We start from the raw sequence: 26,606 nt of genomic DNA on the forward strand, positions 1-26,606 counted from the left end.
GCAGCGTGGACGAAGATCGCCAGGCGGGGTGAGGAGAGGCCGTACGTGGGCACCAGAAGCAAGGCCGGGTCACGCAGAGCCGACGCGGCCGGCGGCAAGCCGCGCCGCCGGCTGCTCAAGTGGTCGCTGGGCAGCGTCCTCGGTCTCGTCCTGCTCGGCATGGCCGCCTTCGCGGCGCTCTACCTGTACGTCGACATACCCAAGGCCAACGCGGCGGCCATGGCCCAGGCCAACATCTACAAGACGGCCGACGGCAAGGTGATCGCCCGCACCGGCCAGGTCAACCGGGAACGTGTCCCGCTCAGCCAGATACCCCAGCCCGTCCAGCATGCCTTCGTGGCCGCGGAGAACAAGACGTTCTACAGCGACAGCGGCGTCGACCTCAAGGGCATGACCCGCGCCCTGTACAACACCGTCTCCGGCCACGGCAAGCAGGGCGGCTCGACCATCACCCAGCAGTACGTCAAGAACTTCTACCTCAACCAGAACCAGACGGTCTCCCGCAAGCTCAAGGAGCTGTTCATCTCCCTCAAGGTCGACCGGGAGATGAGCAAGGACCAGATCCTCGAGGGCTACCTCAACACCGTCTTCTTCGGCCGCCGCGCCTACGGCATCCAGGCCGCCGCCCAGGCGTACTACGGCGTCGACGTCTCCAAGCTCACCGTCGCCCAGGGCGCCTACCTCGCCACCCTCGTCCAGGCGCCGGGCGAGTACGACATGGCCACCGCCACCCCCGAGGGCAAGCGGCTGGCCACCCAGCGCTGGAACTACGTGCTCGACAACATGGTCCAGATGCACTGGCTGGACCCGGCCCAGCGGGCGAGGACCGCCTTCGCGCAGCCGCACGCCCCCAAGGGCACCCCGGGGCTGACCGGCCAGACCGGCTACTTCGTGGAGCTGGCCAACAAGCAGCTCACCTCCAGCGGCGCCGTCGACGCCGACGAACTCGCGGCCGGCGGCTGGACGATCACCCTGACGATAGACCCGGCCAAGCAGAAGGACCTGGAACAGGCGGTCAAGACCGAGCTGACCGACCAGCTCGACCCGGCGCAGCGCAAGGCCGACGCCGACGTCCAGGCCGGCGCCGTCTCGGTGGACCCGCGCAACGGCCAGGTGGTCGCCCTCTACGGCGGCGCCGGCTACCCCAAGCAGTGGATCTCCAACGCCACCCGCACCGACTACCAGGTGGCCTCCACCTTCAAGCCGCTGGTGCTCGCCGCCGCGCTGGAGAACGGCGCCTCCACCCAGGACGGCCGCCGGATCACCGCCGACACCGTCTACGACGGCACCAACCGCCGCCCGGTGCAAGGCACTCCGACGCCGTTCGCGCCGCCCAACGAGGACCAGGTCAGCTACGGCCCGATCACCGTGCAGAAGGCCATGGACCAGTCGGTCAACTCGGTCTTCGCGCAGATGGCCGTGGACGTCGGCCTGAACAAGGTCGCCGACACCGCCGTCAAGCTCGGCATGCCCGCCGACACCGCGGGGCTGCGGGACGGCCCGGCGATCGCGCTGGGCACCATGGGCGCCAGCCCGTTGCAGATGGCGGGCATCTACGCCACCTTCGACGACCACGGCCGCAAGGTCACCCCGAGCATCGTGAAGTCCGCGGTGCGCGGCGGCACCCCGGTCCAGCTGAAGAACCCCGTCGGCGACCAGGCGGTCAGCCGCTCCACCGCCGACACCCTCACCTCGGTGCTGACCGGCGTGGTCAACTCCGGCACCGGTACCTCCGCGCACCAGGACAGCCAGGTGGCGGGGAAGACCGGCACCTCGGACAACAACAAGTCGGCCTGGTTCACCGGCTACACCCCGAACCTGGTCACCTCGGTGGGGCTCTTCGCCCAGGACGCCAAGAACGGCTCGCAGTCCACGCTGCGCGGCCTGGCCGGCGGCGGCCGGGTCAACGGTGGCGGCCTGCCCGCGCAGATCTGGGGGAGCTACACCCGGGCCGCGCTGGAGGGCACCGACGCCCAGCAGTTCGACCTCCAGACCGACCAGGGCGCCGCGCTGCAACCGGACACCCCCGTCGGCTCGGCCCCGCCGGCCACCTCCTCGGCGCCCCCGTCGACGCCGCCGTCGGCGCCCGCCTCGCACGCCGCTTCCGCCCCGCCGGTGCCCGGCTCCGGCAGCAGCGACGCCCCGTCCCACGGCAACCATGGCGGCGGCTCGCACCAGCCGGGCGGCGGCCCCGGCGGAACCGGCGGCCACACCCAGGCGCCGCCCCCGGTGCAGCCGACCGTGCCCCCGCCGCCGACCGGCAACGCCCAGCAGCCGCCCGGCGACGGCGGCCAGGGCCAGGGCTGACCCCGGCCGGACCACCGCGACCCCGCCCCGCTTGAGAAGGGGGCGGGGTCGTGGCGTTCCGGACGGCGTCTCACCCCGCGGGCGGCAGCGGCAGCTCGAACCAGACGACCTTGCCGGCGCTCAGCCGCGTCGCCCCCCAGCGCTGGGCCACCCGGTTGACCAGGAACAGGCCGCGCCCGTTCTCGTCCTGCGGCTGGGCGTGGCGCATCCGCGGCAGCTGCGGGGCGTCGTCGCCGACCTCCACCCGCAGCACGTCGGTGCGGAGCAGACGCAGCGTGATCGGCCGTTCGGCGTGCCGAACCGCGTTGGTCACCACCTCGCTGACCAGCAGCTCGACCGCCTCGGCCAGATCGTCCAGGGCCCAGCGGTGCAGGGCGCGGCGCACCAGGCGGCGGGCGCGTCCGGCGGTCTGCGGATGCGGCTCCAGGAACCAGTAGGCGACGTCGCTGGGGGCTATGCCGTCGAACCGGGCCGCCAGCAGCGCGATGTCGTCGTCCCGGTCCCCGGGACCGAGGATGTCCAGCACCTCGTCGCACAGCGGCTCCAGCGGCGGCGGGCAGACTATGGAGCCCACGGTGCGCAGCCGCTCCCGCAGCCGTTCGATGCCCTCCCACACGTCCCGGGTGCGCGACTCCACCAGGCCGTCGGTGTACAGCAGCAAGGTGGCGCCGGCCGGGGCGGGCAGCTCCACCGCCTCGAACGGCACCCCGCCCACCCCGATCGGGGCGCCGGGCGGGACCCGCAGCACCTCGGTGCGGCCGTCGCCGTGCAGCAGGACCGGCGGCGGATGGCCGGCGTTGGCCACCACCAGCCGGTGGGCGATCGGGTCGTAGACCGCGTAGACGCAGGTGGCCATCCGGTCGTGGCCGAGCCGCTGGGCCTGCTCGTCGAGGTGGTAGAGGACCTCCTGCGGCGGCAGGTCGAGCCCGGCCAGGGTCTGCACGGTGGTGCGCAACTGGCCCATGATCGCGGCCGATTGCATGGAGTGGCCCATCACGTCCCCGACCACCAGCGCCACCCGGGAGCCGGGCAGCGGGATGGCGTCGTACCAGTCGCCGCCGACCCGGGCGGTCTCCGCGGCGGGCAGGTAACGGCTGGCCAGCCGGACGCCGGTGGGCTGCGGCAGCGAGTCGGGGAGCATGGCGCGCTGGAGCGAGTCGGCGATGTCCGCCTCGCGGCCGTAGAGCACCGCCTTGTCGACCCCGAGCGCGGTGTGGGTGGCCAGCTGGGCGGCGACCAGCAGATCGGCCGGGTCGAACGCGGCCCGGTTGGGGCGGCGCAGCAGCACCACCGCGCCGATCACCCGGCGCCGGCCGCGCAGCGGGGCCAGGATCGCCCGCCGGCCGCCCGGCACCGTGGCGCCGACCAGTTCGGTCAGGGCCTGCGCCACCTGGGGTCCGGTGGCGAACAGCGGGCGCACCCCGCGCAGCACCTCGGCCAGCGGACCGTCCATCCGCACCTCGGTGGTCTCGGCGGCGCCGCTGACCTCGGGGGCCGGCATCAGCGGCAGCAGCGGACCGTCCTGGGCGTGGCCGGTGGTGTCGGTGTCGTCGGCGATGCGGTCGGTCCGGCGCAGCCGCAGCACCAGCGGCTCCACCGGCCGCTCGTCGCCCACCGGCAGCGGGTCGCGCAGGTAGACCAGGATCGCGTCGGAGAAGGTGGGCACCACCGAACGGCACAGCCCCAGCACGATCTCGTCCAGGTCGATGCCGCGGGCGATGCGCCGGGTGGCGGCGCCGATGTACCGCAGCCGCTCGGTGTCGTGCGGCTCCTCACCCTCCGGGCGCGGCCGAGGCGGATCGGCGGGCCCTTGGGCGCCCGGGCGCGCCACGGCCGGCTCCGGCGGCACCGGCAGCGCGGCCGGCACCGGGCCGGGCGCGGGACGGGTACGCCCGTCCGGCGGGTCGCTCAGCGGACGCGGGCCGGCCGCCTCCGACGCGGGGTCGCGCGGATCGTCGTGGCCGCCCGGCTCGTCGGCGGGCGAGGCGGCCTGCGCCGGCACGGGGCGGTGGACCCCGAGCGGGTCGGGCACCGCGGCCGGGGCGCCGCCCGGCAGCCGGGTGCGTGCCTCCGCGGCCGGAGCGGTACGCGGGCGTGCCGCGGCGCCGCTCGGCGCGATTGTCTCCTGGGCCGCCCGACGGGGGGGCGCGGTGCTCCGTCACGCTAGGGGTTCCATCCGTATCCGTCCGTGCGCCGCAGGCGATCTGGGTAGCCGGTCAGGCGAGCCGTCGGCAGTTCAGGAAGAGCTGTTCCTCCGGCGGCACGTCGGTGCTCGCCGGCGCGTACGCGTATGACGTCTCCTCGACGATCTCGAAGCCCGCGCCGCGCACGACCCGGCGCAAATCGTCCCGCAAGTATCCGGATACCCGAATCGCGTTTCCCAGGAACGGAATCACGACATCGTCCACATCGGCCTCCACCATGGAAAGCGCCAGCAACCCGCCGGGCACCAGGAGGTCATGAATGGCGGTCAGCGCCTCGGTGATCTCCGCGCGCGGCAGCATCAGCAGGGAGAAGAACGCGGCGACGGCGTCGTAGCGGCCGGTGCCGCCGAGGGCGGCGGCGCCCGCGGCGCCGGGGGCCAGATCGGCGATGTCGAGCCGGTGGAACGTGGCCTGCGGCACCTGGCGCCGGGCCAGTTCGACCATGCCGGCCGACAGGTCGACGCCGGTCACGTCGAGCCCGGCCGCGGCGAGCTGGCCGGCGGTGGGCAGGCCGGTGCCGCAGCCGAGGTCGAGCACCCGGGCGCCGGCCGGCAGCGACTCGATCAGCCAGCGCCCCGCGGCCAGTTGGCCCTCCTTGTGCGGGAACGCCTCGTCGTACCGGTCGCCGATGGCGTCGAACGCCTCGGCCTGGCCGGTGCGGTCCCGCCGCCGGTCCTCGGTGCGGGGGACCCCTGTCTCGTCGTAGCGGCCGGTTGTCACGGAGCCCCCTGACTGAGCGTCAAGCTTTGGTTGCTGCTTGCGTTTTCGCCGATGTTGCGGAGGACGATCCTACGTACCGGGGGGAGGGGCACATCAAGGGGCTTACGGATTTCCCGGCGGCCGGCCGTGGTCCCACGGGAGCCGGTCCCACCCGACCGGGAGCGCCGGAACCGTCCAGGACGGGTCCGGACGCCAGCGCGGCCAGCCGTCCCGGAACGGCGGACCCCACCGTTCGATCACGGAGACCGCGCGCTCCCCGGCCCGCCGCACCCCGGCCGCCGCCGCCTCGTCCAGCAGTCCGTCGGCGAGCGCCTGGGCGAACTCGTCCTCGTCCCGCCACTCCCAGCCGCCGTCCGGGGCCACCACGATGTCCAGGAAGTGGTCCTGCGAGTCGACCCCGCCGGGCCAACGGCGCAGCGGCTCCTCCAGGTTGACGTACCAGTTCTTGAACTCCCAGTCGGGGTGCCAGAAGAGCCACACCGACCACGGCTCGCCGGGCCGGGCCAGCTTGAGCACCCCGGTGCCGTGCCACGGGTCGACCCTGGTCGCCCGGGGCTTGCGGTACCGGGTGGCGAGCGGTTCGGCGTGCACCGGGGTGCCGTCGGCGAGCACCGGGCGCACGCACGGCGTGCCCGGCGCCATCCAGACCGCGAGCAGCCCGGGGTCGTCACGGACCACGGTGACCGGGCGCGCGATGTGCACCTGCCGGTCGTAACGGGCACCGTTGCCCCGGTAGCGCCACAGGATCTGCGCCCCCGGCGCCCAGCGTCCGCCCGCGGCCGGGCCGGGGACGGAACCGGCCGCGGGCACCCGGGCGGCGGCCGGCACGGGTGGTGTCTCGGCTGTCATCGTCTTCCTTCGCCTCCGGGGCCTTCGGTCCGATGCCGACACTCCTCGACGCCGCGCTCGCCCGTTCCTCGCTCGCTCGGTCTCGTCGCTTTCGGCATCGGCGGCCCCTTCGTGACCGGATCCTACGGAGCGCCGTCACGGCCGGGTCATCCGCAGCACGTCGAGCGCCTCGTCCAGTTGCTCCTCGGTGATCAGCCCCCGTTCCACATAACCGGAGTCCAGCACCACCTCACGGATCGTCCGCCGCTCGGCCAGCGACCGCTTGGCCACCTTGGCCGCCTCCTCATAACCCAGGTAACGGTTGAGCGGGGTGACCACCGAGGGGGAGGACTCGGCGTACTCCCTGGCCCGTTCGGCGTTGGCGGTGATGCCGGCCACCGTGCGGTCGGCCAGCAGCCGGGAGACGTTGGCCAGCAGCCGGACGGACTCCAGCACGTTCTTGGCGATCACCGGCAGCATCACGTTGAGTTCGAAGTTGCCGGCCGCGCCGGCCACCGCGATGGTGGCGTCGTTCCCGGTGACCTGGGCGGCCACCATCAGCACCGCCTCCGGGATCACCGGGTTGACCTTGCCGGGCATGATGGACGAACCCGGTTGCAGATCGGGCAGGTTGATCTCGGCGAGGCCGGTGCGCGGCCCGGAGGCCATCCACCGCAGATCGTTAGCGATCTTCGTCAGGCCCACCGCGATCGTCCGCAGCTGGCCCGAGGTCTCCACCACCGCGTCCCGCGCGCCCTGCGCCTCGAAGTGGTTGCGCGCCTCGGTCAGCGGCAGCCCGGTGGCCCGGGCCACCTCGGCGATGACCGCCGGGGCGAAACCGGGCGGGGTGTTGATCCCGGTGCCCACCGCGGTGCCGCCCAGCGGCAGCTCGGCCAGGCGCGGCAGCGCCGACTCCAGCCGCTCGATCCCGTACCGCACCTGCGCCGCGTAACCGCCGAACTCCTGGCCGAGGGTGACCGGCGTGGCGTCCATCAGGTGCGTGCGGCCGGACTTGACCACCTCGGCGAACTCGGCCGACTTCGCCTCCAGCGCGGCGGCCAGGTGGTCCAGGGCCGGGATCAGGTCGCGGGTGACCGCGGAGGCGGCGGCGATGTGCAGCGAGGAGGGGAAGACGTCGTTGGACGACTGGCTGGCGTTGACCTCGTCGTTGGGGTGGACCGGGCGGCGCAGCCGCTCGGCGGCGAGGGTGGCGATCACCTCGTTGGCGTTCATGTTGGACGAGGTGCCCGAGCCGGTCTGGAAGACGTCGACCGGGAAGTGGTCGTCCCAGCGGCCCTCGGCGACCTCGCCGGCCGCCTGCACGATCGCCTCGGCGACCTCCTTGTCCACCACGCCGAGTTCGGCGTTGACCTTGGCGGCGGCGGCCTTGATCCGGGCCAGCGCCTCGATGTGGGCGCGCTCCAGCCGGCCGCCGCTGATCGGGAAGTTCTCCACGGCGCGCTGGGTCTGCGCCCGCCACTTGGCGTGCGCCGGGACGCGCACCTCGCCCATCGAGTCGTGCTCGATCCGGTATTCGTCACTCATACCTATGACAGTGCCCGGGGCCACCGAAGTGTTCCCGGGCACCGTCTCATTCGCTCGAAAGGGTGTACGACACGCCGTCAGCGGGTCATGAGGAACGCACCGGGATGCTGGTGAACGTCGGGGACGGCGCCGGGTCGGTGAAGAAGTCGTTGCCCTTGTCGTCCACCACGATGAACGCCGGGAAGTCCGCCACCTCGATCTTCCACACCGCCTCCATGCCCAGCTCCTCGTACTCCAGGACCTCGACCTTCTTGATGCAGTCCTGGGCGAGGCGGGCGGCCGGGCCGCCGATGGAGCCGAGGTAGAAGCCACCGTGGGCGTGGCAGGCGTCGGTGACCTGCTTGCTGCGGTTGCCCTTGGCGAGCATCACCTTCGAGCCCCCCGCCGCCTGGAACTGCTCGACGTAGGAGTCCATGCGGCCGGCCGTGGTCGGGCCGAAGGAACCGGAGGCGTACCCCTCGGGGGTCTTCGCCGGGCCGGCGTAGTACACCGGGTGGTCCTTGAGGTACTGCGGCATCTCCTCGCCCGCGTCCAGCCGTTCCTTGATCTTGGCGTGCGCGATGTCGCGCGCCACGACCAGCGGACCGGTCAGCGACAGACGGGTCTTGACCGGGTACTTGGTCAGCTCGGCGAGGATCGACTCCATCGGCTGGTTGAGGTCGATCCTCACCACGTCGCCCTCGTCGAGGTGCTCGTCGGTGGTGTCGGGCAGGAAGCGCGCCGGGTCGGTCTCCAGCTGCTCCAGGAAGACGCCCTCGGCGGTGATCTTGGCGACCGCCTGGCGGTCGGCGGAGCAGGAGACCGCGATGGCCACCGGGCAGGAGGCGCCGTGCCGGGGCAGCCGCACCACGCGGACGTCGTGGCAGAAGTACTTGCCGCCGAACTGGGCGCCGATGCCGATCTTCTGGGTCAGTTCGAAGACCTTCTCCTCCAGCTCGGTGTCACGGAAGCCGTGGCCGAGCGGGGAGCCCTCGGTGGGCAGGTTGTCCAGGTAGTGCGCGGAGGCGTACTTCGCGGTCTTCAGCGCGTACTCGGCGCTGGTGCCGCCGACCACGATCGCCAGGTGGTACGGCGGGCAGGCGGCCGTGCCCAGCGAACGGATCTTCTCCTCCAGGAACCTCATCATGGACGCCTCGTTGAGGACGGCCTTGGTCTCCTGGTACAGGAAGGACTTGTTGGCGCTGCCGCCGCCCTTGGCCATGAAGAGGAACTTGTAGGCGCCGCCGTCGGTGGCGTACAGCTCGATCTGCGCGGGCAGGTTGGAGCCGGTGTTCCTCTCCTCCCACATGGTCAGCGGCGCCATCTGGGAGTAGCGCAGGTTGAGCTTGGTGTACGCGTCGTAGACGCCGCGGGAGAGCGCCTCCTCGTCGCCCCCCTCGGTCAGCACGTTCTGGCCGCGCTTGCCCATCACGATCGCGGTGCCGGTGTCCTGGCACATCGGCAGCACGCCGGCCGCCGCGATGTTGGCGTTCTTCAGCAGGTCCAGGGCGACGAACTTGTCGTTGGCGGACGCCTCGGGGTCGTCGACGATCCGGCGCAGCTGGGCCAGGTGGGCCGGGCGCAGGTAGTGCTGGATGTCGTGGATCGCCTCCTCGGCCAGCTTGCGCAGCGCCTCCGGCTCCACCTTGAGGAACGTCCGCCCGCCGGCCTCGAACGTGCTCACGCCCTCGGAGGTCACCAGCCGGTACGGCGTGGTGTCCTCGCCCTGGGGAAGCAGATCCGTATAGGCGAATTCAGGCATCGCAAGTCCTCACTCGGCGGCGTCGACGAAGGCGTGACAAGCGTAGAACGTTCCGGGACGGGCCGAGCCGTGAGCTCCCCCACCTCCGCCCGGGACCCGGAACTGGTCACGATCTATCGCGTTTGGCTATCGTGGTCGCCGTGGACGAGTCGCCGCTCCAGAAGCCGTCGCTCATCAAGCGAACCCAACAGCCGGCCGGCACCGACGCGGAGGCCGCGCTGCGCGCCTCCGACGCGGACCGCGACCGGATCGCCGAGATCCTGCGGGAGGCCCTCGCGGAGGGCCGGCTGACCGCCGAGGAACACTCCGAACGCCTCGACGCCGCCTACGCCGCCCGGACCGTCGGCGAGCTGGCCCCGCTCGTCCGCGATCTGCCGGCACACCCGGCCGACCGGACGCCGCGCCCGGAGCCCGCCGGGTATCCGCCGGCCGCCCCCGCCGGTGAGGCCGACACCCAGAACCTCGTCGCGGTCTTCGGCGGCTCCGTCCGCAAGGGCCGCTGGCGGGTGGGGCGGCGCACCAACGCCTTCGCCTGCTTCGGCGGGATCGAGATCGACCTGACCGAGGCCGTCTTCGAGCAGCGGGAGGTCGTCGTCAACGTGGTCGCGGTCTTCGGCGGCGTGGAGATCAAGGTGCCGGAGAACGTCACGCTGCGCGGCACCGGCAGCGGCGTCTTCGGCGGCTTCGACGTCCGCACCCACGAGTCGACCGACCCCGACGCCCCCGTGGTGGTCGTCTCCGGCGTCGCGCTCTTCGGCGGGGTGGAGGCCAAACCGCGCCGCGGCAAGCGGCTGCGCGCCTGGACGCGCGGTCAACTCGACGGCTGACGGCGGCAGTTGACGGCCACCGGGCGAGTACGGGCGCGTACTCTCCGCATGAACCAGCGCACAGCGGGTAAGGCTTCCGCATCGTCTCTCGCACGGCTGGGCGGGGAAGGGTCACGGCAAGGACAGCCGTGCGCAGCGACGGGCAAGGGTGACACAACGCCGAAGCCGTCGTCAGGAGTACCCCGTGCTGCAACCGATCGAGACCGCGAAGGACGGGCTTGCGTCCCCGCTTCGTCACCCCCGGGACCTGGCCGGTCCCTGGCACGCCGAGGCCGCATGCCGGCGTGACGAGGCCGGGATGTTCTTCGCGCCGTCGAAGGAGCCGACCGCCGCGCGGTTGTCCCGGGAGGAGGCCGCGAAGAGGGTCTGCGCGCGGTGCCCGGTCATGCTCGAATGCCGGGAGCACGCGCTGCTGCAACCGGAACCGTACGGCGTGTGGGGCGGGCTGACCGCGGCCGAACGCCGGGTGGTGCTCGCCCGGCGGCGGCGGCGGGACGCCGAACTCCAGCGCGCCTCCCGGATCGCCGCGGCCGGCTGAGCCGCGCGCCGCGCCTGCGTCACCACGGGACCGGGGCCCCGCCGTCACGGCGGGGCCCCGGTCCCGTTACGCCGTCGTGGGACGGCGGCGGTTCAGCGGGCGCGGTCGAAGTCGATGGCGCTGTAGGCGCGCAGCTTCGACAGCCGGTGGGAGGAGTCGATCTGCCGGATGGTGCCCGACTTGGAGCGCATCACCAGCGACGAGGTGGTGGCGGTCTCCGCCTTGTAGCGCACCCCGCGCAGCAGCTCGCCGTCGGTGATCCCGGTGGCCACGAAGAACACGTTGTCGCCGCGGACCAGGTCGTCGGTGGAGAGCACCCGGTCCAGGTCGTGGCCGGCGTCCAGGGCCCGCTGCCGCTCGGCGTCGTCCTTGGGCCACAGCTTGCCCTGGATCACCCCGCCCAGGCACTTGATGGCGCACGCGGTGATGATCCCCTCCGGGGTGCCGCCGATGCCCAGCAGCAGGTCGACACCGGTGCCCTCGCGGGCCGCCATGATGGCGCCGGCCACGTCCCCGTCCGCGATGAACTTGATCCGGGCGCCGGTCTCCCGGATCTCCTTGACCAGGCCCTCGTGGCGCGGCCGGTCCAGGACGACCACGGTGACGTCCTCCGGCGAGGACTTCTTGGCCTTGGCCACCCGGCGGATGTTCACCGACGGCGGCGCGGTGATGTCCACGTAGTCGGCCGCCTCCGGGCCGGTGACCAGCTTGTCCATGTAGAAGACGGCGGACGGGTCGTACATCGAGCCGCGTTCGGCCACCGCCAGCACCGAGACCGCGTTGGGCATGCCCTTGGCGGTGAGCGTGGTGCCGTCCACCGGGTCGACGGCCACGTCGCACTCGGGTCCGGTGCCGTCGCCGACGCGCTCGCCGTTGTAGAGCATCGGCGCCTCGTCCTTCTCGCCTTCGCCGATCACGACGACGCCGTTCATCGAGACGGTGTGCACCAGGGTGCGCATGGCCTTCACCGCGGCGCCGTCCGCGCCGTTCTTGTCGCCACGGCCGACCCAGCGGCCGGCGGCCATCGCGGCGGCCTCGGTCACCCGGACGAGTTCCAGGGCCAGGTTGCGGTCGGGAGCCTCCGGGCTCACTTCGAGCTGGGACGGCAGGTGGTGCTCGGTCATCGGAGCGCACCTTTCTGTACGGCGACGGCCGGAAATATGAGGGTCCTGTGACTGTATCGGTCGCGCTCCCGGCTGAGCAGGGCGCCTGTCACATGAGCGGCACAACCACGCCACCGGCGGCGTGCGGCCGACCCCTGCGCGGCGCCGCCACGGCCATGGGGGACGATGGAGGCGTGGCTAGCATGCGCGGAAAGCAGACGGTACGGGACATGGTGCTGTCGTTGGCGGCGATCGGGGTGGTCGTCGCCGCTATCTACCTGTTCGTCCCGCACTCGGGTGAGGACCCCGTCAAGACGGTGAGCTACAACGTGGAGCTGGGGCAGGCCCGGCGTGCCGCGCCCTACCCGGTGGCGGCCCCGGACGGACTCGGCGGGAAGTGGCGCCCCACCTCGGTGCACTACGACGCCGCCGACCCCAGGGCCACCACCTGGCACCTGGGCTTCATCGACCCGGAGAACGAGTACGTGGCCGTCGAGCAGAGCAACGGCGACCCGGACAAGTTCATCGCCGCCACCACCGTGCAGTCCGGCAAGGACGGCTCGCAGCAGGTGTCCGGCGTCACCTGGGACCGCTACGACGGCGGTCGCTACCGCGCCCTGGTGCGCCACGGCCACGGGGTGACCACGCTGGTCACCGGGACGGCGCCGTACGGCCAGCTGGCGAGGATGGCGGCGGCGCTGCGGACGTCCTGACGGCACGGGGCGCGCGGCCACCTGCCGCGCGCCCCGTTCCGTCCGGCCGGCTCAGACGGTGGTGACGACCTCGTCGTAGGCGAGCCGCGGGCCGCGCGGGCGGAACGCGTCCGGGCCCGGCTTGCCGATGTTGACCACGGCCAGCACGGAGTGGTCGCCGTCGGCGAAGAACTCCTTGGCGACCCCGTCGGCGTCGAACCCGGTCATCGGGCCGGCGGCGAGCCCGGCGGCGCGCACACCGAGGATGAAGTAGCCGACCTGGAGCGTGGCGTTGAACGCGGCGGAGCGCTCACGCACCGCGCGCTCGGCGAAGAAGACGTCCTTGGCCTGCGGGAACGCCGGGAACTGGGTGGGCAGTTCGGTGGTGAACTCGTGGTCCGCGGCCAGGACCGCCACCAGCGGCGCGGCGGCCGTCTTGGCCTGGTTGCCCTCGGACATGTGGCGGACCAGCCGCTCGCGGGCCTCGGCGGAGCGGACCAGCACCACCCGCAGCGGCTGCTGGTTGAAGGCGGTCGGCGCGTACTTGACCAGGTCGTACACGGCCCGTATCTGCTCGTCGTCCACCGGCTCGTCGGTGAAGGAGTTGGCCGTGCGGGCGGCGCGGAAGAGCAGGTCCTGGGCGGCGTCGTCGAGTGCGAGAGTCATGTGGTGAACCTTCGGGTCGGGCAGGAGGCGGACGCGCCGCTGCGGCGCGTCCCGGGCACTCTATCCAACTTAGATGAAAGTTCAACAATTCCGGCGTCGTGCGGTGACCTCGCTCACGCGCCGCCAGGGCGCCCCGGTCACGCCTCGGCGGCCGGGGCGTTCTCCGCGGGCGTGGCCGGCTCCTCCTCGGCCAGCGCCGCGTCCAGCCGGCGGCGGGCGCCCTCCAGCCAGTGGCGGCACACCTTGGCCAGCTCCTCGCCGCGTTCCCACAGGGCCAGGGATTCCTCCAGCGTCGAGCCCCCGGCCTCCAGCCGCCGCACCACGTCGACCAGCTCGTCGCGCGCCTGCTCGTACCCCAGCGTGTCCTGATCTGCCATGCGGCAAGCGTAGGCGCCGGGTACGACACCACGGTGCCGCGCATCCGGCCAGGCGGGAGGGGACGGGGCGGTCAGGCCGGATCCGCCGTCACCCGTACCGCGAACTCGCCGTCGGCGACCCGGGCGCGCAGCCGCTCCGCCTCGGCGACCTCCTCCGGCGCCCGCACCACCGCCCCGTCCGCCCGCTGGAGCACCGCGTACCCCCGGCGCAGCGTGGCGGCGGGGGAGAGCGCCACCACCCGGGCCCGGGTGTGCTCCAGATCGGCGTCGGCCCGGTCCAGCAGGTGGCCCAGGGTGCGCCGGGCCCGGTGCAGCAGCCCCGCCACCGCCTCCTCCCGCTCCGCCACCATCCGGTAGGGGTCGGCCATCCACGGCCGGCTCAGCACCGAGGCGAGCCCGCGCTCCTCACGGTCGAGCAGATGCGTCACGCAGCGCAGCGCCCGCTCCTCCAACTGCCGCACCCGCGCCAGCTCTTCGCCGACGTCCGGCACGACCTTCTTCGCCGCGTCGGTCGGGGTGGAGGCGCGCAGATCGGCCACCAGGTCCAGCAGCGGCGAGTCCGGCTCGTGCCCGATGGCCGAGACCACCGGGGTACGGCAGTCGGCGACCGCGCGCACCAGGCGCTCGTCGGAGAAGGGCAGCAGATCCTCCACGCTGCCGCCGCCGCGCGCCACGATGATCACGTCCACCTCGGGGCGCGCGTCCAGCTCCTTCACCGCGTCGATCACCCGGGCCACCGCCTGGGTGCCCTGGACGGGGACGTTGCGCACCTCGAAGCGGACGGCGGGCCAGCGGTGCCGGGCGTTCTCCAGCACGTCGCGCTCGGCGGCCGAGGCACGGCCGCAGACCAGCCCGATGAGCTGCGGCAGGAACGGCAGCCGCTTCTTGCGGTCGGCGGCGAAGAGCCCCTCGGCGGCCAGCGACCGCTTCAACCGCTCCAGCCGCGCCAGGAGTTCACCGACGCCCACCGGACGTATCTCCGTCGCCCGCAGCGACAACTGCCCCCGCGGCGCGTACCACTCGGGCTTGGCGAAGACCACCACCCGGGCCCCCTCGGAGACCACGTCCGCCACCGCGTCGAAGACCGCCCGGAAACACGTCACGCCGATCGACACGTCCCGCGACGGATCCCGCAGCGTCAGGAAGACCACCCCGGCCCCCGGCCGCCGCGACAACTGGGTGATCTGCCCCTCGACCCACACCGCCCCCAGCCGGTCGATCCACCTCCCGATCAGCCGCGACACCTCACCGACCGGGACCGGCGCTTCCGCTGACGTGTTCAGTGCCATACCGCGACCATAGCCGCCGCTTCGGACAATCCCTCCCGGACGACGGCCCGCGATCCAGGACGTATTCGAACGCATCGCCGAGGCTGGCGCGTCACGCGTCCCGCGCGCGGATCGGCGCGGGTGCGCACCTACTTTGGTGGCGTGGACCAACCCCGTACGCGCACCCCGAACACCTCCCGCGCCCCCGGCGGTCGGCCCAGGCTGCCGAGGCCCGCCGTCGCCCGAGGACGCCAGGGGAACCGGCCCGCCACCACCCCCGCCCCCCGGACGGCGGAGGAGGAACGGGCCACCGTCTACGGCACCCGGCGCCGGACCCCGCTGCCCCGGGCGGCCGTCGCCGCGCTCGCCCGCGCCGCCCGACCCAAGGCCCGGCTGACCGGCTTCGGCACCGGCGTCCTCATCACCGCGCTCACCCTGCTCGGCGGCGCCGCCGACGCACTGCTCTCCGACGGCCCCGGAATCTTCTGCGGCCTGCTGTTCACCACCGCGAGCCTGCTCGGCGCGCTGTGGGTACGCCCGGCCGACCTCGCCGCCGCGCCGGTCAGCGCCCCGATCGCGTTCGCGCTCACCCTCGCCGTCACCGGACCCGGCGCCGGGGAAGGGGTGCTCGGCCACCTCATGGGCATGGTGACCTCGCTGGCCACCCACACCGGCTGGCTCTACACCGGCACGCTGCTGGCCGCCGCGGTGACCGCGACCCGCAAGCTCCTGCCGGCCCGGGGCGGCCCGGCCCGCTGAGCCCCCGGCGTCAGGCCGTGCCGGTCCCCGCGCCCGCGTGCTCGGCCGCCGCCTCCATCGCGGCCCCGACGATCCCGGCCTCGTTGTGCAACCGCGCCGGGACGATCTTCGCGCGCACCCCCCTGAGCAGCGGCAGGAACTTCTCCGCCTTGCGGCTGACCCCGCCGCCGAGCACCAGCAGCTCGGGCGAGAACAACTTCTCCACCTCGGCCAGGTACTCCTCGACCCGCGCCGCCCACTGCGGCCAGCTCATGCCGTGGTCGTCCTTGACCCGCGCGGCGGCCCGCTTCTCCGCGTCGTGGCCGTGCAGCTCAAGATGGCCCAGCTCGGTGTTGGGCAGCAGCCGGCCCCGGTGGAAGACCGCGCTGCCGATGCCGGTGCCGAAGGTGAGCACGATGACGGTGCCGTCGTGGCCCCGGCCCGCCCCGAACCGCATCTCGGCCAGTCCGGCGGCGTCCGCGTCGTTGCGCACCGTGACCGGCACGCCCAGCGCCTCGGAGAGCAGCGCCCGCGCGTCCACGTCCACCCAGTCGGGGTGCATGTTGGCCGCGGTACGGGTGACCCCGTCCGTGACGACACCGGGGAAGGTCACCCCGACCGGTCCCGACCAGCCGAAATGCCCGACGACCTGACGCACCCCGGCCACCACGGCGGCCGGCTCGGACGGATGCGGGGTCAGCACCTTGAACCGTTCCCCCGCCAGCTCGCCCCGGCCGAGATCGACCGGGGCGCCCTTGATCCCGGAGCCGCCGATGTCCACACCGAAGACAGTCATGGGCCTACGCTACGGCCCCGGGAACGGCGGCACCCGGCGAAACGATCATTCCGTGGCGGGAAGCGGTCCCGCGGGCGGGGTCACTCCGCGGCGGCGGTCTCCGCCCGCAGATCCCGGCGCAGCTCCTTGGGGAGCGAGAACTGGATGCTCTCCTCGGCGGCCCGGATGATCTCCACGTCCGCGTAACCGCGCTCGGCCAGCCACTCCAGCACGCCCTGCACCAGCACCTCCGGCACCGAGGCGCCCGAGGTGACGCCGACCGTGGTGACCCCCTCCAGCCACGCCTCGTCGATCTCGTCGGCGAAGTCCACCAGGTGGGCGTCGCCGGCCCCGGCCTGGAGGGCGACCTCCACCAGCCGCTTGGAGTTGGAGGAGTTGCGCGAGCCGACCACGATCACCAGCTCGGCGTCGGCGCCCATCCGCTTGACCGCCAGCTGGCGGTTCTGGGTGGCGTAGCAGATGTCGTCGCTGGGCGGGCTGACCAGGGCCGGGAAACGCTCCTGGAGCTTCTCCACCGTCTCCATGGTCTCGTCCACCGACAGCGTGGTCTGGGAGAGCCACACCAGCTTGTTCTCGTCCCGCACCCGCACCGAGGCCACGTCCTCCGGGCCGTCCACCAGGTGGATGCGGTCCGGCGCCTCGCCCATCGTGCCGATGACCTCCTCGTGGCCCTCGTGCCCGATCAGCAGGATGTCGTAGTCCTCGCGGGCGAACCGCTGGGCCTCCTTGTGCACCTTGGTCACCAGCGGGCAGGTGGCGTCGATGGAGGCGAGCTTGCGCTGCGCGGCCTCCTCGTGGACCACCGGCGCGACGCCGTGCGCCGAGAAGATCACGATGGAGCCCTCCGGCACCTCCTCCGTCTCGTCGACGAAGATCGCGCCCTTCTTCTCCAGCGTCCGCACCACGTACTTGTTGTGGACGATCTCCTTGCGCACGTAGATCGGTGCCCCGTACTGCTCCAGGGCCTTCTCGACGGTGATCACGGCTCGGTCCACGCCCGCGCAGTAACCACGGGGAGCGGCGAGCAGGACCCGACGGGCAGTTGTGGCAGTCATAACCCCATCGTACGGAAGGCCCGCCCCGGGCAACGGCGGCGCCGGGGGTGGTCGAACCGGGGCGCCGCGGGGGAAGAGAGGAGACCGGGGGCACGGCGGGGGCGACGCGGGCGGAAGGAGAACGACCAGATGGCGACGACGAGGGACCCGGCCCCCGCCACCGGCCACCCGGCCGGGGCGCTCCACCGCACCCTGGGCCTGCGCGACCTGGTGGTCTACGGGCTGCTGTTCATCGCCCCGATGGCCCCGGTCGGCGTGTTCGGCGCGCTGGACGCCGCCTCGCACGGCGCGGTCGCCCTGGTGTACGTGGCGGCCACGGTGGCGATGGGGTTCACCGCGTACTCCTACGCCCAGATGGTGCGGGTGGTGCCGCAGGCCGGCTCGGTCTTCGCGTACGCCCGCGCCGGGCTGGGGTCCGGCGCCGGGTTCGTGGCGGGCTGGATGGCGCTCCTGGACTACCTGCTGATCCCGGCGGTCGCCTACCTCTTCTGCGGCATCGCGCTGCACGCGCTGGTACCCGCCGTCTCCCAGTGGGTCTTCACCGCCGCCGCCGTGGTGGCCACCACCGCGCTCAACCTCGCCGGGGTGCGCACCGCCGCGCTCGTCGGCTTCCTGGTGCTCGCGCTGGAGATCGCGGTGCTGCTGGTCTTCGTGGCCGCCGCCTGCGTGGTCCTGGTCTGGCACGGCGCCACCCGTGGCTGGGCCTCCCCGTTCACCGGCCAGGCCTCGGCCGGCGGCTTCTCGGCCCCGGCCGTGGTGTCGGCGGTGTCGGTGGCGGTGCTGTCGTACCTGGGGTTCGACGCGATCGCGGCGTTCGCGGAGGAGGCGTCGGGGGGAGGGGAGGCGTCCGGTGGCGGGGACGGTGCCGGGGCCGGCCGGGTCGCCCGGGCGCTGCTGTTCTGCCTGGCGCTGGCCGGGGTGCTCTTCATGGCGCAGACGTATCTGGTCTCGCTGCTCACCCCGGAGCCGGCGGCCGTCCTCGCCGCGCAGCCGGCCCGGCAGGGCGCGGCCTTCTACGACGCCGTGGAATCCGGCGTGGGCCACTGGCTCCACCAGCTCGTCGCGGTCAGCAAGGCGATCGGGGCGGCGTTCGCGGCGCTGGCCGGCCAGGCGGCGGCCGGCCGGCTGCTCTTCGCCATGGCCCGGGACCGCCGGCTGCCCCCGGCGCTGGCCAAGGTCGGCGCACGCAGCGGCGTACCGGGGCGGGCGCTGCTGGTCGCCGCGGTCGTCACGCTGGTCGCCGCGGTGTGGGCGGCCCGCCGCGCGGACGGCCTGGACCGGCTGGTGTCGGTGGTGAACATGGGCGCGCTCACCGCCTTCGCGCTGCTGCACCTGTCGGTGGTCGGCTGGTTCGCGGTACGCGGCCGGGGCCCCGCCTTCCGCTGGTGGAAGCACGTCCTGGTGCCGCTGCTGGGCCTGGCGGTGACGGTCGCCGTGATCGCCCGCGCCTCCCGGCCCGCGCAGTGGGTGGGGCTGGGCTGGCTGGCGGTGGGGCTGGTGGTGCTGGCGGGCCAGCGGGTGGCGCGGGCGCGGGGGAGGGCGGTGCGGTGAGGTCAGGGGTCGCGTGGCGTACGGGGCCGTGGGGTGCGGCGCGGGCCGCTTAGACTGGGGGATCGGTCCGCAACGGGCCGGTCATTTTCTCCGTCCTCGCCCCGGGAAGTCGCCACGTGTCGCTCACGATCGGAATCGTCGGCCTGCCGAACGTCGGCAAGTCGACCCTGTTCAACGCCCTGACCAAGAACGACGTACTGGCGGCCAACTACCCGTTCGCCACGATCGAGCCCAACGTCGGCGTCGTGGGCGTTCCCGACCCCCGTCTGACCAAGCTCGCCGAGATCTTCGACTCGCAGCGGGTCCTCCCCGCCACCGTGGACTTCGTCGACATCGCCGGCATCGTGCGCGGCGCCAGCGAGGGCGAGGGCCTGGGCAACAAGTTCCTGGCGAACATCCGTGAGTCGGACGCCATCTGCCAGGTCATCCGGGCCTTCAAGGACGAGAACGTCGTCCACGTGGACGGCAAGGTCTCGCCCAAGGACGACATCGAGACGATCAACACCGAGCTGATCCTCGCCGACCTGCAGACCATCGAGAAGGTCCTGCCGCGGCTGACCAAGGAAGCCCGCCTGCAGAAGGACAAGGCCGCCGTCCTCGCCGCGGTCGAAGCGGCCCGGACCGTCCTGGAGGAAGGCCGCACCCTCTTCTCGGCCGGCATCACCAAGGGCACCGACACCGGCGTCCTCCTCCACGACCTCCACCTGCTGACCACCAAGCCGTTCCTGTACGTGTTCAACGTCGACGAGGAAGAACTCGTCGACGAGGACTTCAAGAACGAGCAGCGCGCCCTGGTCGCCCCCGCCGAGGCGATCTTCCTCAACGCCAAGATCGAATCCGAGCTGATCGAACTCGACGACGACGAGGCCCTCGAACTCCTCCAGTCCATGGGCCAGGACGAACCCGGCCTCGCCACCCTCGCCCGCGTCGGCTTCGAAACCCTCGGCCTGCAGACCTACCTCACCGCCGGCCCCAAGGAAGCCCGCGCCTGGACGATCAAGAAGGGCGCCACCGCCCCCGAGGCCGCCGGCGTCATCCACACCGACTTCCAGAAGGGCTTCATCAAGGCCGAGATCGTCTCCTTCGACGACCTCGTAGCCTGCGGCTCCATCCCCGAAGCCCGCGCCAAGGGCAAGGCCCGCATGGAAGGCAAGGACTACGTCATGCAGGACGGGGACGTGGTGGAGTTCCGGTTCAACGTCTAATACGTCTGGCGAAAGGCCGTCTGACCTGCGACGGAGCGGGTTGGGCGGCCTTTGCGGTCCGCACAGAGTCCGCAGCGTGCTGACTTCGATCAGCGCTCGGGGGAGCGGCTACGCCGCTTCATCGACCTGCGGCTGGGCATCGGCGGACTGGTCCGCGTACGCCTTGTCGACGGCGGCCCGGGTCCGCTCCTCGGAGTCGGGCCACAGGTGGGTGTAGATGTTCAGCGTCATGGCCGCGTTGGTGTGGCCAAGTCGCTCGGAGACCGTCTTCACGGACTCGCCGTGCTTGATCAGCAGGCTGGCGTAGTGATGCCGGAGGGCGTGAGGTCCGGTGCCTTTCGGTATGCCGGCCTTCGCGCAGGCGGGCCGCCAGGACCCGTCCATGAAGTGCGTGTAGACCACGGGTCCGCCTTGCGGCGCCGTGAAGATCCAGCCCTCGGGCCCATCGGCGGGGAAGTCCCGCAGGTGGGCCTTCATCGCATCCACCGCCATGCGGGGGAGCGGGACCGTGCGGTGCGAGCGATCGGTCTTGGGCGGGCAGACGTACACGCCGTGCTTGGCGGTCTGCTGGATCTGCTGCTCGACCGAGACGGTCGCGTGCAGCAGGTCCACGTGCTGGAGCTGGAGGCCGAACAACTCGCCGGGGCGGAGCCCGGTGGCCGCGCCGAGCAGCACGAGGCCCTTATAGCGGGCGGGTATCTCTTCGGACAGCGTCCGTACCTGCTCGACGGCCAGGGGCACGATCTTCTTCCGTGGTACCGAGGGCAGTTTCGCCTCGGCGCAGGGGTTGTGGGGGATCATCCGGTCACGAACGGCCGCCCGGAAGACGGCGTTGACCGTGTTGAAAACCGTCCGTGAGGTGCTGGCGGCCAGCCCGTGCGTGGTGGTGAGGCCGGTGACCCAGCTCTGTACGTCGCCGGGCTTGATGGCGCCGAGTGCCCGCTTCTCCCAGGCCGGGTAGACGTAGCAGCGCAGGTGCTGGGCCACCGCCTTGGCCGTGGAAGGCCGGTGCGGCTGGATGGCCCGCCATTCCTCCGCGTACTCCTTGAAGGGCTTCTTCGCCGATCGAGGGTCAACGTACTGACCGGTGACCAGGCTGGCAGTGACCTCGTCGATCCACCGCTGGGCGTCGATCTTCCGCTCGAAGTGGCGGGCATGCTCCTTGCCGTCGAGGTCGCGGTAGCGGGCCCGCCATTTGCCGTTGGGGCGCTTCTGGATGTTGGCCAAGTGGCCTCTCCTTCGTGTCGGTTGTCAGTAGTGGCCGCCGTCCTCGATGTCACCGCTGAGGGTGCGAGCGTCCCGCTCGTCACCCATGAGGCGGAGGCACTGCTCGTGGATCGCCCGCGAGCTGTCGGGGTGGGCCTTGATGTGGTCGGCGATGGCGACCACGGCGTGGTGCAGGCGGTCGCGCGCGTCTCGGGCCTCGTAGAACGCTTCGACGGCCTCTTGGACGAGGCGCCGGCTGTCGATGTCGAGCCCCTCCAGGGGCGGGGACATCAGTTCTTCGAGAGGAAGCTCGAAGACGCGTGAGAAGGCGAGGGCCTCGTCGAGGTTGATGCGCCGACGGGGGGTGCCGTTCTCGATGCGCCAGACCGCTGTCTGGTTCATCTTGACGCCGGCTCTGGTCACCCGCTCGGCCAGCTCGGTCGTGCTCCACCCTCTGACCTCGCGCTCCAAGGCCACGCGCGCGGCCACGTTCCCTTCGCTGTAGAGCAGCGGTACTTCGCCGCCCTCGGGCCTGTCGCCTGCCATCACGCCTCCATCGTCACCTTCGCTATCCCAATTGAAACATGGGCTTCCCGATTTGGTTAACCGCCGATCTCGAGGTACAACTCTATGCAGGTCGAATCGCCACCTAGTCGAATGGGAATGCATGCGATACCTGACCACTGCCGAGGTCGCCGAGCGCTACCGCACAGCAGAGAGCACCGTCCGCTACTGGCGCCACATCGGAAAGGGGCCGCGCGGCATCAAGGTCGGCAAGCGGGTCCTGTACCCCGAGGCCGAGCTGCTGCGGTACGAGCGCACGCTGATCGACGGCCAGGACGAATGGGACCTGGCCTCGTGAGCCACCGACAGGCCCAGACACAGCAACGGCCCCCGGCGCGCCAACGCCGAGGGCCGGAGATTCCCCTGCACGTCGCCCATCCCTGAACGAACGAACCGGTGAAGGTCGGGACCTTGCCCGTCCCGTCCCTCACCTGAGAGGAACGTCGATGGAGGACTCTACGTCCCCCTCCACCTCGAACACATCCCACAAGGTCGTCTGGCCTACCGCTGCGGTCCCCGGCCAGGGCGTCCCCTGGCGCAACGGGGACCGAAGCGGGGACCGAAAGGAGTCACGGTCCCCGGCTGCACCCGCCAGCGGCGATACTCCGACGGGCGTTCCGGTCGGGGACCGAAATTTCCCCAGCACGGAGCATGCGCAGGTCAGCGTCTTGGGGACCGGTCCCGCCGGAGCGGAAGCCGGGGACCGGGTGGAGACTTTCGGTCCGCCGGTCCCCGAACCCGGTCCCCGAATTTCGGGCGAGTACGGCGCGCCCCGAGCCGATGGTGAGAGCCACGGTCCCCACGAATCTGCGGGGACCGTGGTCCCCGACGGCGGATCGGGGACCGGGGACCGCGCTGGTACGGGCGGCGAGACGGCCGACGAGGGAGCCGCGCTGCTGGACGACCTGCACGCGGCGATCGGCCGGTACGTGGTGCTGCCGAGCGGCGAGGCATTGACCGCGGTCACCCTGTGGGTGGCGGCCTCCCATATCCAGCCCGCCCTCCAGCATGCGCCGCGCCTGACGGTGGTGGGGCCGACCAAGGGGTGCGGCAAGTCCCGGGTCTTGGACGTGCTCCACGAGACCGTGTCCCGGCCGATGATGACGGTGAACACCTCGCCGGCGGTGGTCTTCCGGATCATCGGCGAGGACCCGCCGACGCTGCTGGTGGACGAGGCTGACACCATCTTCGGCCCCAAGGCCGGTGACAAGGAGGACCTCCGGGGCCTGCTGAACGCCGGACACCAGCGCAACCGCCCCGCCTGGCGGATCTCCGGCCCGGAACACAAGCCGACCGCGTTCCCGACCTTCGCCATGGCCGCGCTGGCAGGCATCGGCGACCTGCCGGACACGATCATGGACCGTGCCGTCGTGCTCCGCATGCAGAAGCGCAAGCCCGGCGAGAAGGTCGCTCCCTTCCGCTCCCGGCACTCCGTCCCGGAACTGAACGCGCTGCGCGACAGGCTGGCCGCATGGCTGACCCCACTACGCGGGACAGCGCACCGCCTGGTGCCACCGATGCCGGTCGAGGACCGCGCCGCCGATACGTGGGAGCCGCTGGTGATCGTCGCCGACCTCGCCGGCGGCCACTGGCCCGTCCAAGCCCGTGCGGCCTGCCTGGCGATGACCAGGAACGAGGTGGTCCATGACGAGCAGACGACGCTGAAGACCCGGTTGCTCCGGGACATCCGCCGTGTCTTCGAGCACCAGGGCGACACGGAGGCGCTGCGCAGCCACGACCTGCTCGCCGCCCTCGTCCAGGACGCCGAGGCGCCGTGGGGCGAGTACGGGACGAAGGGCCTGAACGCCTACCACCTGGCCAACCTGCTGCGCGACTTCGGCATCAGCCCGGCCAACCACCGCTTCGAGAACGGCCGACAGGCCAAGGCGTATGCCCGCAACCAGTTCCTCGACGCCTGGGCCCGCTACTGCCCCGACCCCGCCCAACCGGCCCCCGCAGCCAACGAGGCCACGCTCGCACGTCGAGCCCAGGGCAAGCCACCGGCCCCTCCCTCGGGGACGTTGCCCATCGGCCCGCCAGGCGGGCCTGCCGGCCCCAGGTCCACTCGCTGACACCAGCTCCGTATCAATCCGTCGCATCCGTCCCCGCGCAGGTCAGCGCGGGGACGGACTTCCTCGCCGATACGGATCACTCCGTACCTTCGACCGCCTCCGTACCTGTCCTGACCAGCTACGGGACGGATGCAACGGACGTGACGAAGCCCCACCCCACACGACCACCGGAGCACCACCATGCCCGAACCGAGCACCGACAACTCCCCCACCCGCCGCCGCAAGGGATTCTTCGGCCTGACCCGCCGATCAGCAGCAAGCTGGAGCGAACGAGCCTCTAACGAGGCTTCGTCCGCGCTTGCCCCCGCCCCAGGGGTGGCGGAGGAGAAGGCCGAGCGCCAGGGGGCGCCCGAGCCGGAGGGGGTCATAGCCGACTCCGCCGACCTCCGCACCCAGCCGCCGACCGACGTCCAACCGCCCATCGAGCAGCCCTCCTGGCGAGATCCCGATGCCCCCGCCCTGCCCGCACTGATGAACCGCAAGCGCACCGTGGAGAAGCGCGACCAGGAGAAGACCATCCGCTTCACGCGGACCGCAGTCGGCGTGATCAGCGCCGCCGCTCACCAGCGCGGGCAGAAGTTCGCCGGATTCGTCGGCGACGCCGCCCTCGCCGTCGCCCTGGGCAAGGCAGGACTCGTCGGCAGCCCGGAGGACGACCCGGTCCGCCCGCTGATCGAGGCCGTCGAGGCACATACGGTCGCGCTGAACCGCATCGGCGGCAACCTCAACCAGATCACCGCAGCCATCCACCGAGGAACCGTGCCCGAACGCGCCGAGGCAGTGCTGGACCGCGTCGAGCAAGCGGCCGAGAACAGCTACCGACTGAGCGACCAGCTCCTGACGGAAGGCACCGCGCATGGTTCCTGACGTCTCCACCGGATCCGACACACGCGGACTGATCGTCTACCTCTTCGGCCCCGGCCGCCGAGACGAACACACCGACGCTCACATCGTCGCCGCCTGGGACATGGCCGGCGCCGCCGACCCCGGCCGCGACCCCGAGGCCAGCTACACCCTGCTGGCCAAGCGCCTCGACCACCACGTCGACCTGCGCACCCGCGAGCTGGGCGGCAAGAAACCACCTCAGTACGTCTGGCACTGCCCGGTCCGCACCGCGCCCGGCGATCGCTACCTCACCGACACCGAGTGGGCCGAGGTAGCCCGCCGCATCGTTCACGCCACTGGCATCGCCCCCGAAGGCGACGAGAAGGCATGCCGGTGGATCGCGGTGCGTCACGCCGACGACCACATCCACATCATGGCCACCACCGTCCGCGCCGACGGCCGCCGCCCGCGCACCCACCACGACGGACAGCGCGCCCAGGCCGAGTGCCGCAAGATCGAGGCCGAGTTCGGCCTGCGCCGCCTGAAGTCCGGCGACCTCACCGCGCCCCGCACCCCCACCGGCGCCGAACGCGCCAAGGCCGAGCGCCAGGGCCAGACGGTCACGGCACGGCACTGGCTGCGCGAGCAGGCGTACGCGGTCGCCGCTGCCGTACGAACCGAAGCCGACTACATCACCGTGCTGCAGTCCCTGGGCATCAAGGTCAAGACCCGCCTCGGCCCGGAGACCGGCGACGTGATCGGCTACAGCCTCGCCGCCCCCGGCGACACCAACGCGGCCGGCGAACCCGTCTGGTACGGCGGCTCCAAACTCGCCCGCGACCTCTCCATCAACCGCCTACGCGAACGCCTCCCCGACCAGAAGGTGGCCGACCACCCGCGGTATGTGGCGGACCCCGCCGACCCATGGCGGCACACCACCACCGCCATACACGCGGCACGCACTGTCCTCGACTCCGATGACGATGCCGCCGCCCAGGGCCACCTGGCCGCCTTCGGCGACGCCCTGTGCAACATCGCCAGCACCACGACCAGCCCACACCGGGCGGAACTACGGGCAGCGGCCATGGCGTTCAACCGCGCCCGCCGTTCCGCCACCCGTGCCGACCACCAGGCCGCCACCGCCCTGCTCAAGGCCGCCAAGGAACTTGCCTACGCCTCCAACGAGCCGGGCGGACTCGCGATCGCCCTGCTCTTCGCCACCGTGCACCTGGCCCGCGCCGCCGCCAAGTGGCACGAACAGCGCGGCCACGAACAGCAGGCGGCGGCAGCCGAGGAAGCCTTCCGCCACCTCCAGGCGGGCTACCGACAGGCCGCCACACCCGTCTTGGCCGACTTGGCCCGCCGCGCACCACGAGCCGCAACCGCCCGCCGCTTCGAGCAAGACGTGCGCGCGGCCCTCCCCGACCACGCCGACCGGATCCTCGCCGACCCCACTTGGACCGCCCTGACCACAACCCTCGCCCAGGCCGAGACCGCCGGCCACAACCCCCGACGTCTCCTGGCGGAGGTGGGCACCCAGCGGGAACTCGACAGCGCGGAGCGCCCCGCCGAGGTCCTCAACTGGCGCATCACGGCTCAGCCGAACCGGCGGGCTCAAGCGGCTCGCAGCCGAAGCACCATCAGTGGAACGTCGTCCATGTCCGCCACGCCACACACTCCGGCCACCCCAGTGGCTACGAGGCCCGAAGAGCGCAGTCGGCACCGCTGATCTCCGGTCAGATGCCCTTGCTGCGCGTGGTGGCGGGGCATCGGGTCGG

Annotated in this window: 24 protein-coding genes; 11 read left to right on the top strand and 13 right to left on the bottom strand. The window is 72.2% G+C overall.

Annotated elements, in window-relative coordinates; genetic code table 11:
- The first annotated feature begins 45 nt into the window (after positions 1–45).
- Positions 46–2,307, top strand: coding sequence for a transglycosylase domain-containing protein (locus tag SCATT_RS18440; protein ID WP_014144621.1), 2,262 nt, complete (start codon positions 46–48; stop codon positions 2,305–2,307).
- A 70-nt stretch (positions 2,308–2,377) separates the two neighbouring features.
- On the opposite strand, the gene SCATT_RS18445 is transcribed toward SCATT_RS18440, so the two are convergent.
- From SCATT_RS18445 to SCATT_RS18465, 5 genes are all read right to left on the bottom strand, one after another.
- Positions 2,378–4,339 carry a SpoIIE family protein phosphatase gene (locus SCATT_RS18445; RefSeq protein ID WP_239013313.1) on the bottom strand — a complete coding sequence of 654 codons (1,962 nt, stop codon included), beginning with the start codon at positions 4,337–4,339 and terminating at the stop codon, positions 2,378–2,380.
- Between the two features lie 184 nt (positions 4,340–4,523).
- A complete protein-coding gene (locus SCATT_RS18450; RefSeq protein WP_014144623.1) occupies positions 4,524–5,231 on the bottom strand; it encodes a class I SAM-dependent DNA methyltransferase in 708 nt (235 codons plus the stop codon).
- Between the two features lie 102 nt (positions 5,232–5,333).
- Positions 5,334–6,080 carry a cytidylyl-2-hydroxypropylphosphonate hydrolase gene (gene fomD, locus SCATT_RS18455; RefSeq protein WP_014628298.1) on the bottom strand — a complete coding sequence of 249 codons (747 nt, stop codon included), beginning with the start codon at positions 6,078–6,080 and terminating at the stop codon, positions 5,334–5,336.
- Positions 6,081–6,215: 135 nt separating this feature from the next.
- Positions 6,216–7,604 carry a class II fumarate hydratase gene (locus SCATT_RS18460; protein ID WP_041824857.1) on the bottom strand — a complete coding sequence of 463 codons (1,389 nt, stop codon included), beginning with the start codon at positions 7,602–7,604 and terminating at the stop codon, positions 6,216–6,218.
- An 85-nt stretch (positions 7,605–7,689) separates the two neighbouring features.
- Positions 7,690–9,345 (bottom strand): fumarate hydratase, encoded by a 1,656-nt coding sequence (locus SCATT_RS18465; protein WP_014144626.1) that lies wholly within the window; start codon positions 9,343–9,345, stop codon positions 7,690–7,692.
- A 131-nt stretch (positions 9,346–9,476) separates the two neighbouring features.
- On the opposite strand from SCATT_RS18465, the gene SCATT_RS18470 reads away from it, so the two are divergent.
- On the top strand, positions 9,477–10,172 hold the full coding sequence (locus tag SCATT_RS18470; protein WP_014628300.1) for a DUF1707 SHOCT-like domain-containing protein: 696 nt from the start codon (positions 9,477–9,479) through the stop codon (positions 10,170–10,172).
- A 184-nt stretch (positions 10,173–10,356) separates the two neighbouring features.
- Positions 10,357–10,710: a WhiB family transcriptional regulator gene (locus SCATT_RS18475; RefSeq protein WP_014144628.1), complete on the top strand. Its 354-nt coding sequence runs from the start codon at positions 10,357–10,359 to the stop codon at positions 10,708–10,710.
- 92 nt (positions 10,711–10,802) lie between these two features.
- Here SCATT_RS18475 and glpX read toward each other — a convergent pair whose 3' ends face one another.
- Positions 10,803–11,834, bottom strand: a complete 1,032-nt coding sequence (glpX, locus tag SCATT_RS18480; RefSeq protein WP_014144629.1) for a class II fructose-bisphosphatase — start codon at positions 11,832–11,834, stop codon at positions 10,803–10,805.
- 182 nt (positions 11,835–12,016) lie between these two features.
- Between glpX and SCATT_RS18485 the strand changes: the two genes are divergently transcribed.
- On the top strand, positions 12,017–12,526 hold the full coding sequence (locus SCATT_RS18485) for a DUF4245 domain-containing protein (protein WP_014144630.1): 510 nt from the start codon (positions 12,017–12,019) through the stop codon (positions 12,524–12,526).
- A gap of 51 nt (positions 12,527–12,577) precedes the next feature.
- Here the strand turns inward: SCATT_RS18485 and SCATT_RS18490 are convergent, their stop codons facing one another.
- From SCATT_RS18490 to xseA, 3 genes are all read right to left on the bottom strand, one after another.
- A complete protein-coding gene (locus tag SCATT_RS18490) occupies positions 12,578–13,171 on the bottom strand; it encodes a malonic semialdehyde reductase (protein WP_014144631.1) in 594 nt (197 codons plus the stop codon).
- Between the two features lie 137 nt (positions 13,172–13,308).
- The gene (locus tag SCATT_RS18495; RefSeq protein WP_014144632.1) at positions 13,309–13,548 is read right to left on the bottom strand and encodes an exodeoxyribonuclease VII small subunit; all 240 of its coding nucleotides are present in this window, start codon (positions 13,546–13,548) and stop codon (positions 13,309–13,311) included.
- 71 nt (positions 13,549–13,619) lie between these two features.
- On the bottom strand, positions 13,620–14,837 hold the full coding sequence (xseA, locus tag SCATT_RS18500; RefSeq protein WP_014144633.1) for an exodeoxyribonuclease VII large subunit: 1,218 nt from the start codon (positions 14,835–14,837) through the stop codon (positions 13,620–13,622).
- 141 nt (positions 14,838–14,978) lie between these two features.
- Between xseA and SCATT_RS18505 the strand changes: the two genes are divergently transcribed.
- Positions 14,979–15,575 (top strand): DUF6542 domain-containing protein, encoded by a 597-nt coding sequence (locus SCATT_RS18505; protein ID WP_014144634.1) that lies wholly within the window; start codon positions 14,979–14,981, stop codon positions 15,573–15,575.
- A gap of 10 nt (positions 15,576–15,585) precedes the next feature.
- Here the strand turns inward: SCATT_RS18505 and ppgK are convergent, their stop codons facing one another.
- Positions 15,586–16,350, bottom strand: a complete 765-nt coding sequence (ppgK, locus tag SCATT_RS18510) for a polyphosphate--glucose phosphotransferase (protein ID WP_014144635.1) — start codon at positions 16,348–16,350, stop codon at positions 15,586–15,588.
- An 80-nt stretch (positions 16,351–16,430) separates the two neighbouring features.
- Positions 16,431–17,405: a 4-hydroxy-3-methylbut-2-enyl diphosphate reductase gene (locus tag SCATT_RS18515; protein WP_078590785.1), complete on the bottom strand. Its 975-nt coding sequence runs from the start codon at positions 17,403–17,405 to the stop codon at positions 16,431–16,433.
- 129 nt (positions 17,406–17,534) lie between these two features.
- On the opposite strand from SCATT_RS18515, the gene SCATT_RS18520 reads away from it, so the two are divergent.
- Entirely contained in the window at positions 17,535–18,956 is a 1,422-nt protein-coding gene (locus SCATT_RS18520; RefSeq protein WP_014144637.1) for an APC family permease, read from the top strand.
- 116 nt (positions 18,957–19,072) lie between these two features.
- Positions 19,073–20,161 carry a redox-regulated ATPase YchF gene (gene ychF / locus SCATT_RS18525; protein WP_014144638.1) on the top strand — a complete coding sequence of 363 codons (1,089 nt, stop codon included), beginning with the start codon at positions 19,073–19,075 and terminating at the stop codon, positions 20,159–20,161.
- 108 nt (positions 20,162–20,269) lie between these two features.
- On the opposite strand, the gene SCATT_RS18530 is transcribed toward ychF, so the two are convergent.
- The gene (locus tag SCATT_RS18530) at positions 20,270–21,388 is read right to left on the bottom strand and encodes a tyrosine-type recombinase/integrase (RefSeq protein ID WP_014144639.1); all 1,119 of its coding nucleotides are present in this window, start codon (positions 21,386–21,388) and stop codon (positions 20,270–20,272) included.
- 24 nt (positions 21,389–21,412) lie between these two features.
- A complete protein-coding gene (locus SCATT_RS18535; protein WP_014144640.1) occupies positions 21,413–21,913 on the bottom strand; it encodes a helix-turn-helix transcriptional regulator in 501 nt (166 codons plus the stop codon).
- 121 nt (positions 21,914–22,034) lie between these two features.
- Here SCATT_RS18535 and SCATT_RS18540 point away from each other — a divergent pair, with 121 nt between their 5' ends.
- The 4 genes from SCATT_RS18540 (at position 22,035) to SCATT_RS18555 (ending at position 26,557) form a co-directional block, all read left to right on the top strand.
- Positions 22,035–22,229: a helix-turn-helix transcriptional regulator gene (locus SCATT_RS18540; RefSeq protein ID WP_014144641.1), complete on the top strand. Its 195-nt coding sequence runs from the start codon at positions 22,035–22,037 to the stop codon at positions 22,227–22,229.
- A 520-nt stretch (positions 22,230–22,749) separates the two neighbouring features.
- Positions 22,750–24,003 carry a DUF3631 domain-containing protein gene (locus SCATT_RS18545; protein WP_014144643.1) on the top strand — a complete coding sequence of 418 codons (1,254 nt, stop codon included), beginning with the start codon at positions 22,750–22,752 and terminating at the stop codon, positions 24,001–24,003.
- 315 nt (positions 24,004–24,318) lie between these two features.
- Positions 24,319–24,870: a hypothetical protein gene (locus SCATT_RS18550; RefSeq protein WP_014144644.1), complete on the top strand. Its 552-nt coding sequence runs from the start codon at positions 24,319–24,321 to the stop codon at positions 24,868–24,870.
- Positions 24,860–26,557 carry a relaxase/mobilization nuclease domain-containing protein gene (locus tag SCATT_RS18555; protein WP_014144645.1) on the top strand — a complete coding sequence of 566 codons (1,698 nt, stop codon included), beginning with the start codon at positions 24,860–24,862 and terminating at the stop codon, positions 26,555–26,557. Before SCATT_RS18550 ends, SCATT_RS18555 begins: the two co-directional genes overlap by 11 nt.
- The last annotated feature ends 49 nt before the right edge of the window (positions 26,558–26,606 follow it).

The organism is Streptantibioticus cattleyicolor NRRL 8057 = DSM 46488 (genome assembly GCF_000240165.1).
Classification (GTDB): Bacteria; Actinomycetota; Actinomycetes; order Streptomycetales; family Streptomycetaceae; genus Streptantibioticus; species Streptantibioticus cattleyicolor.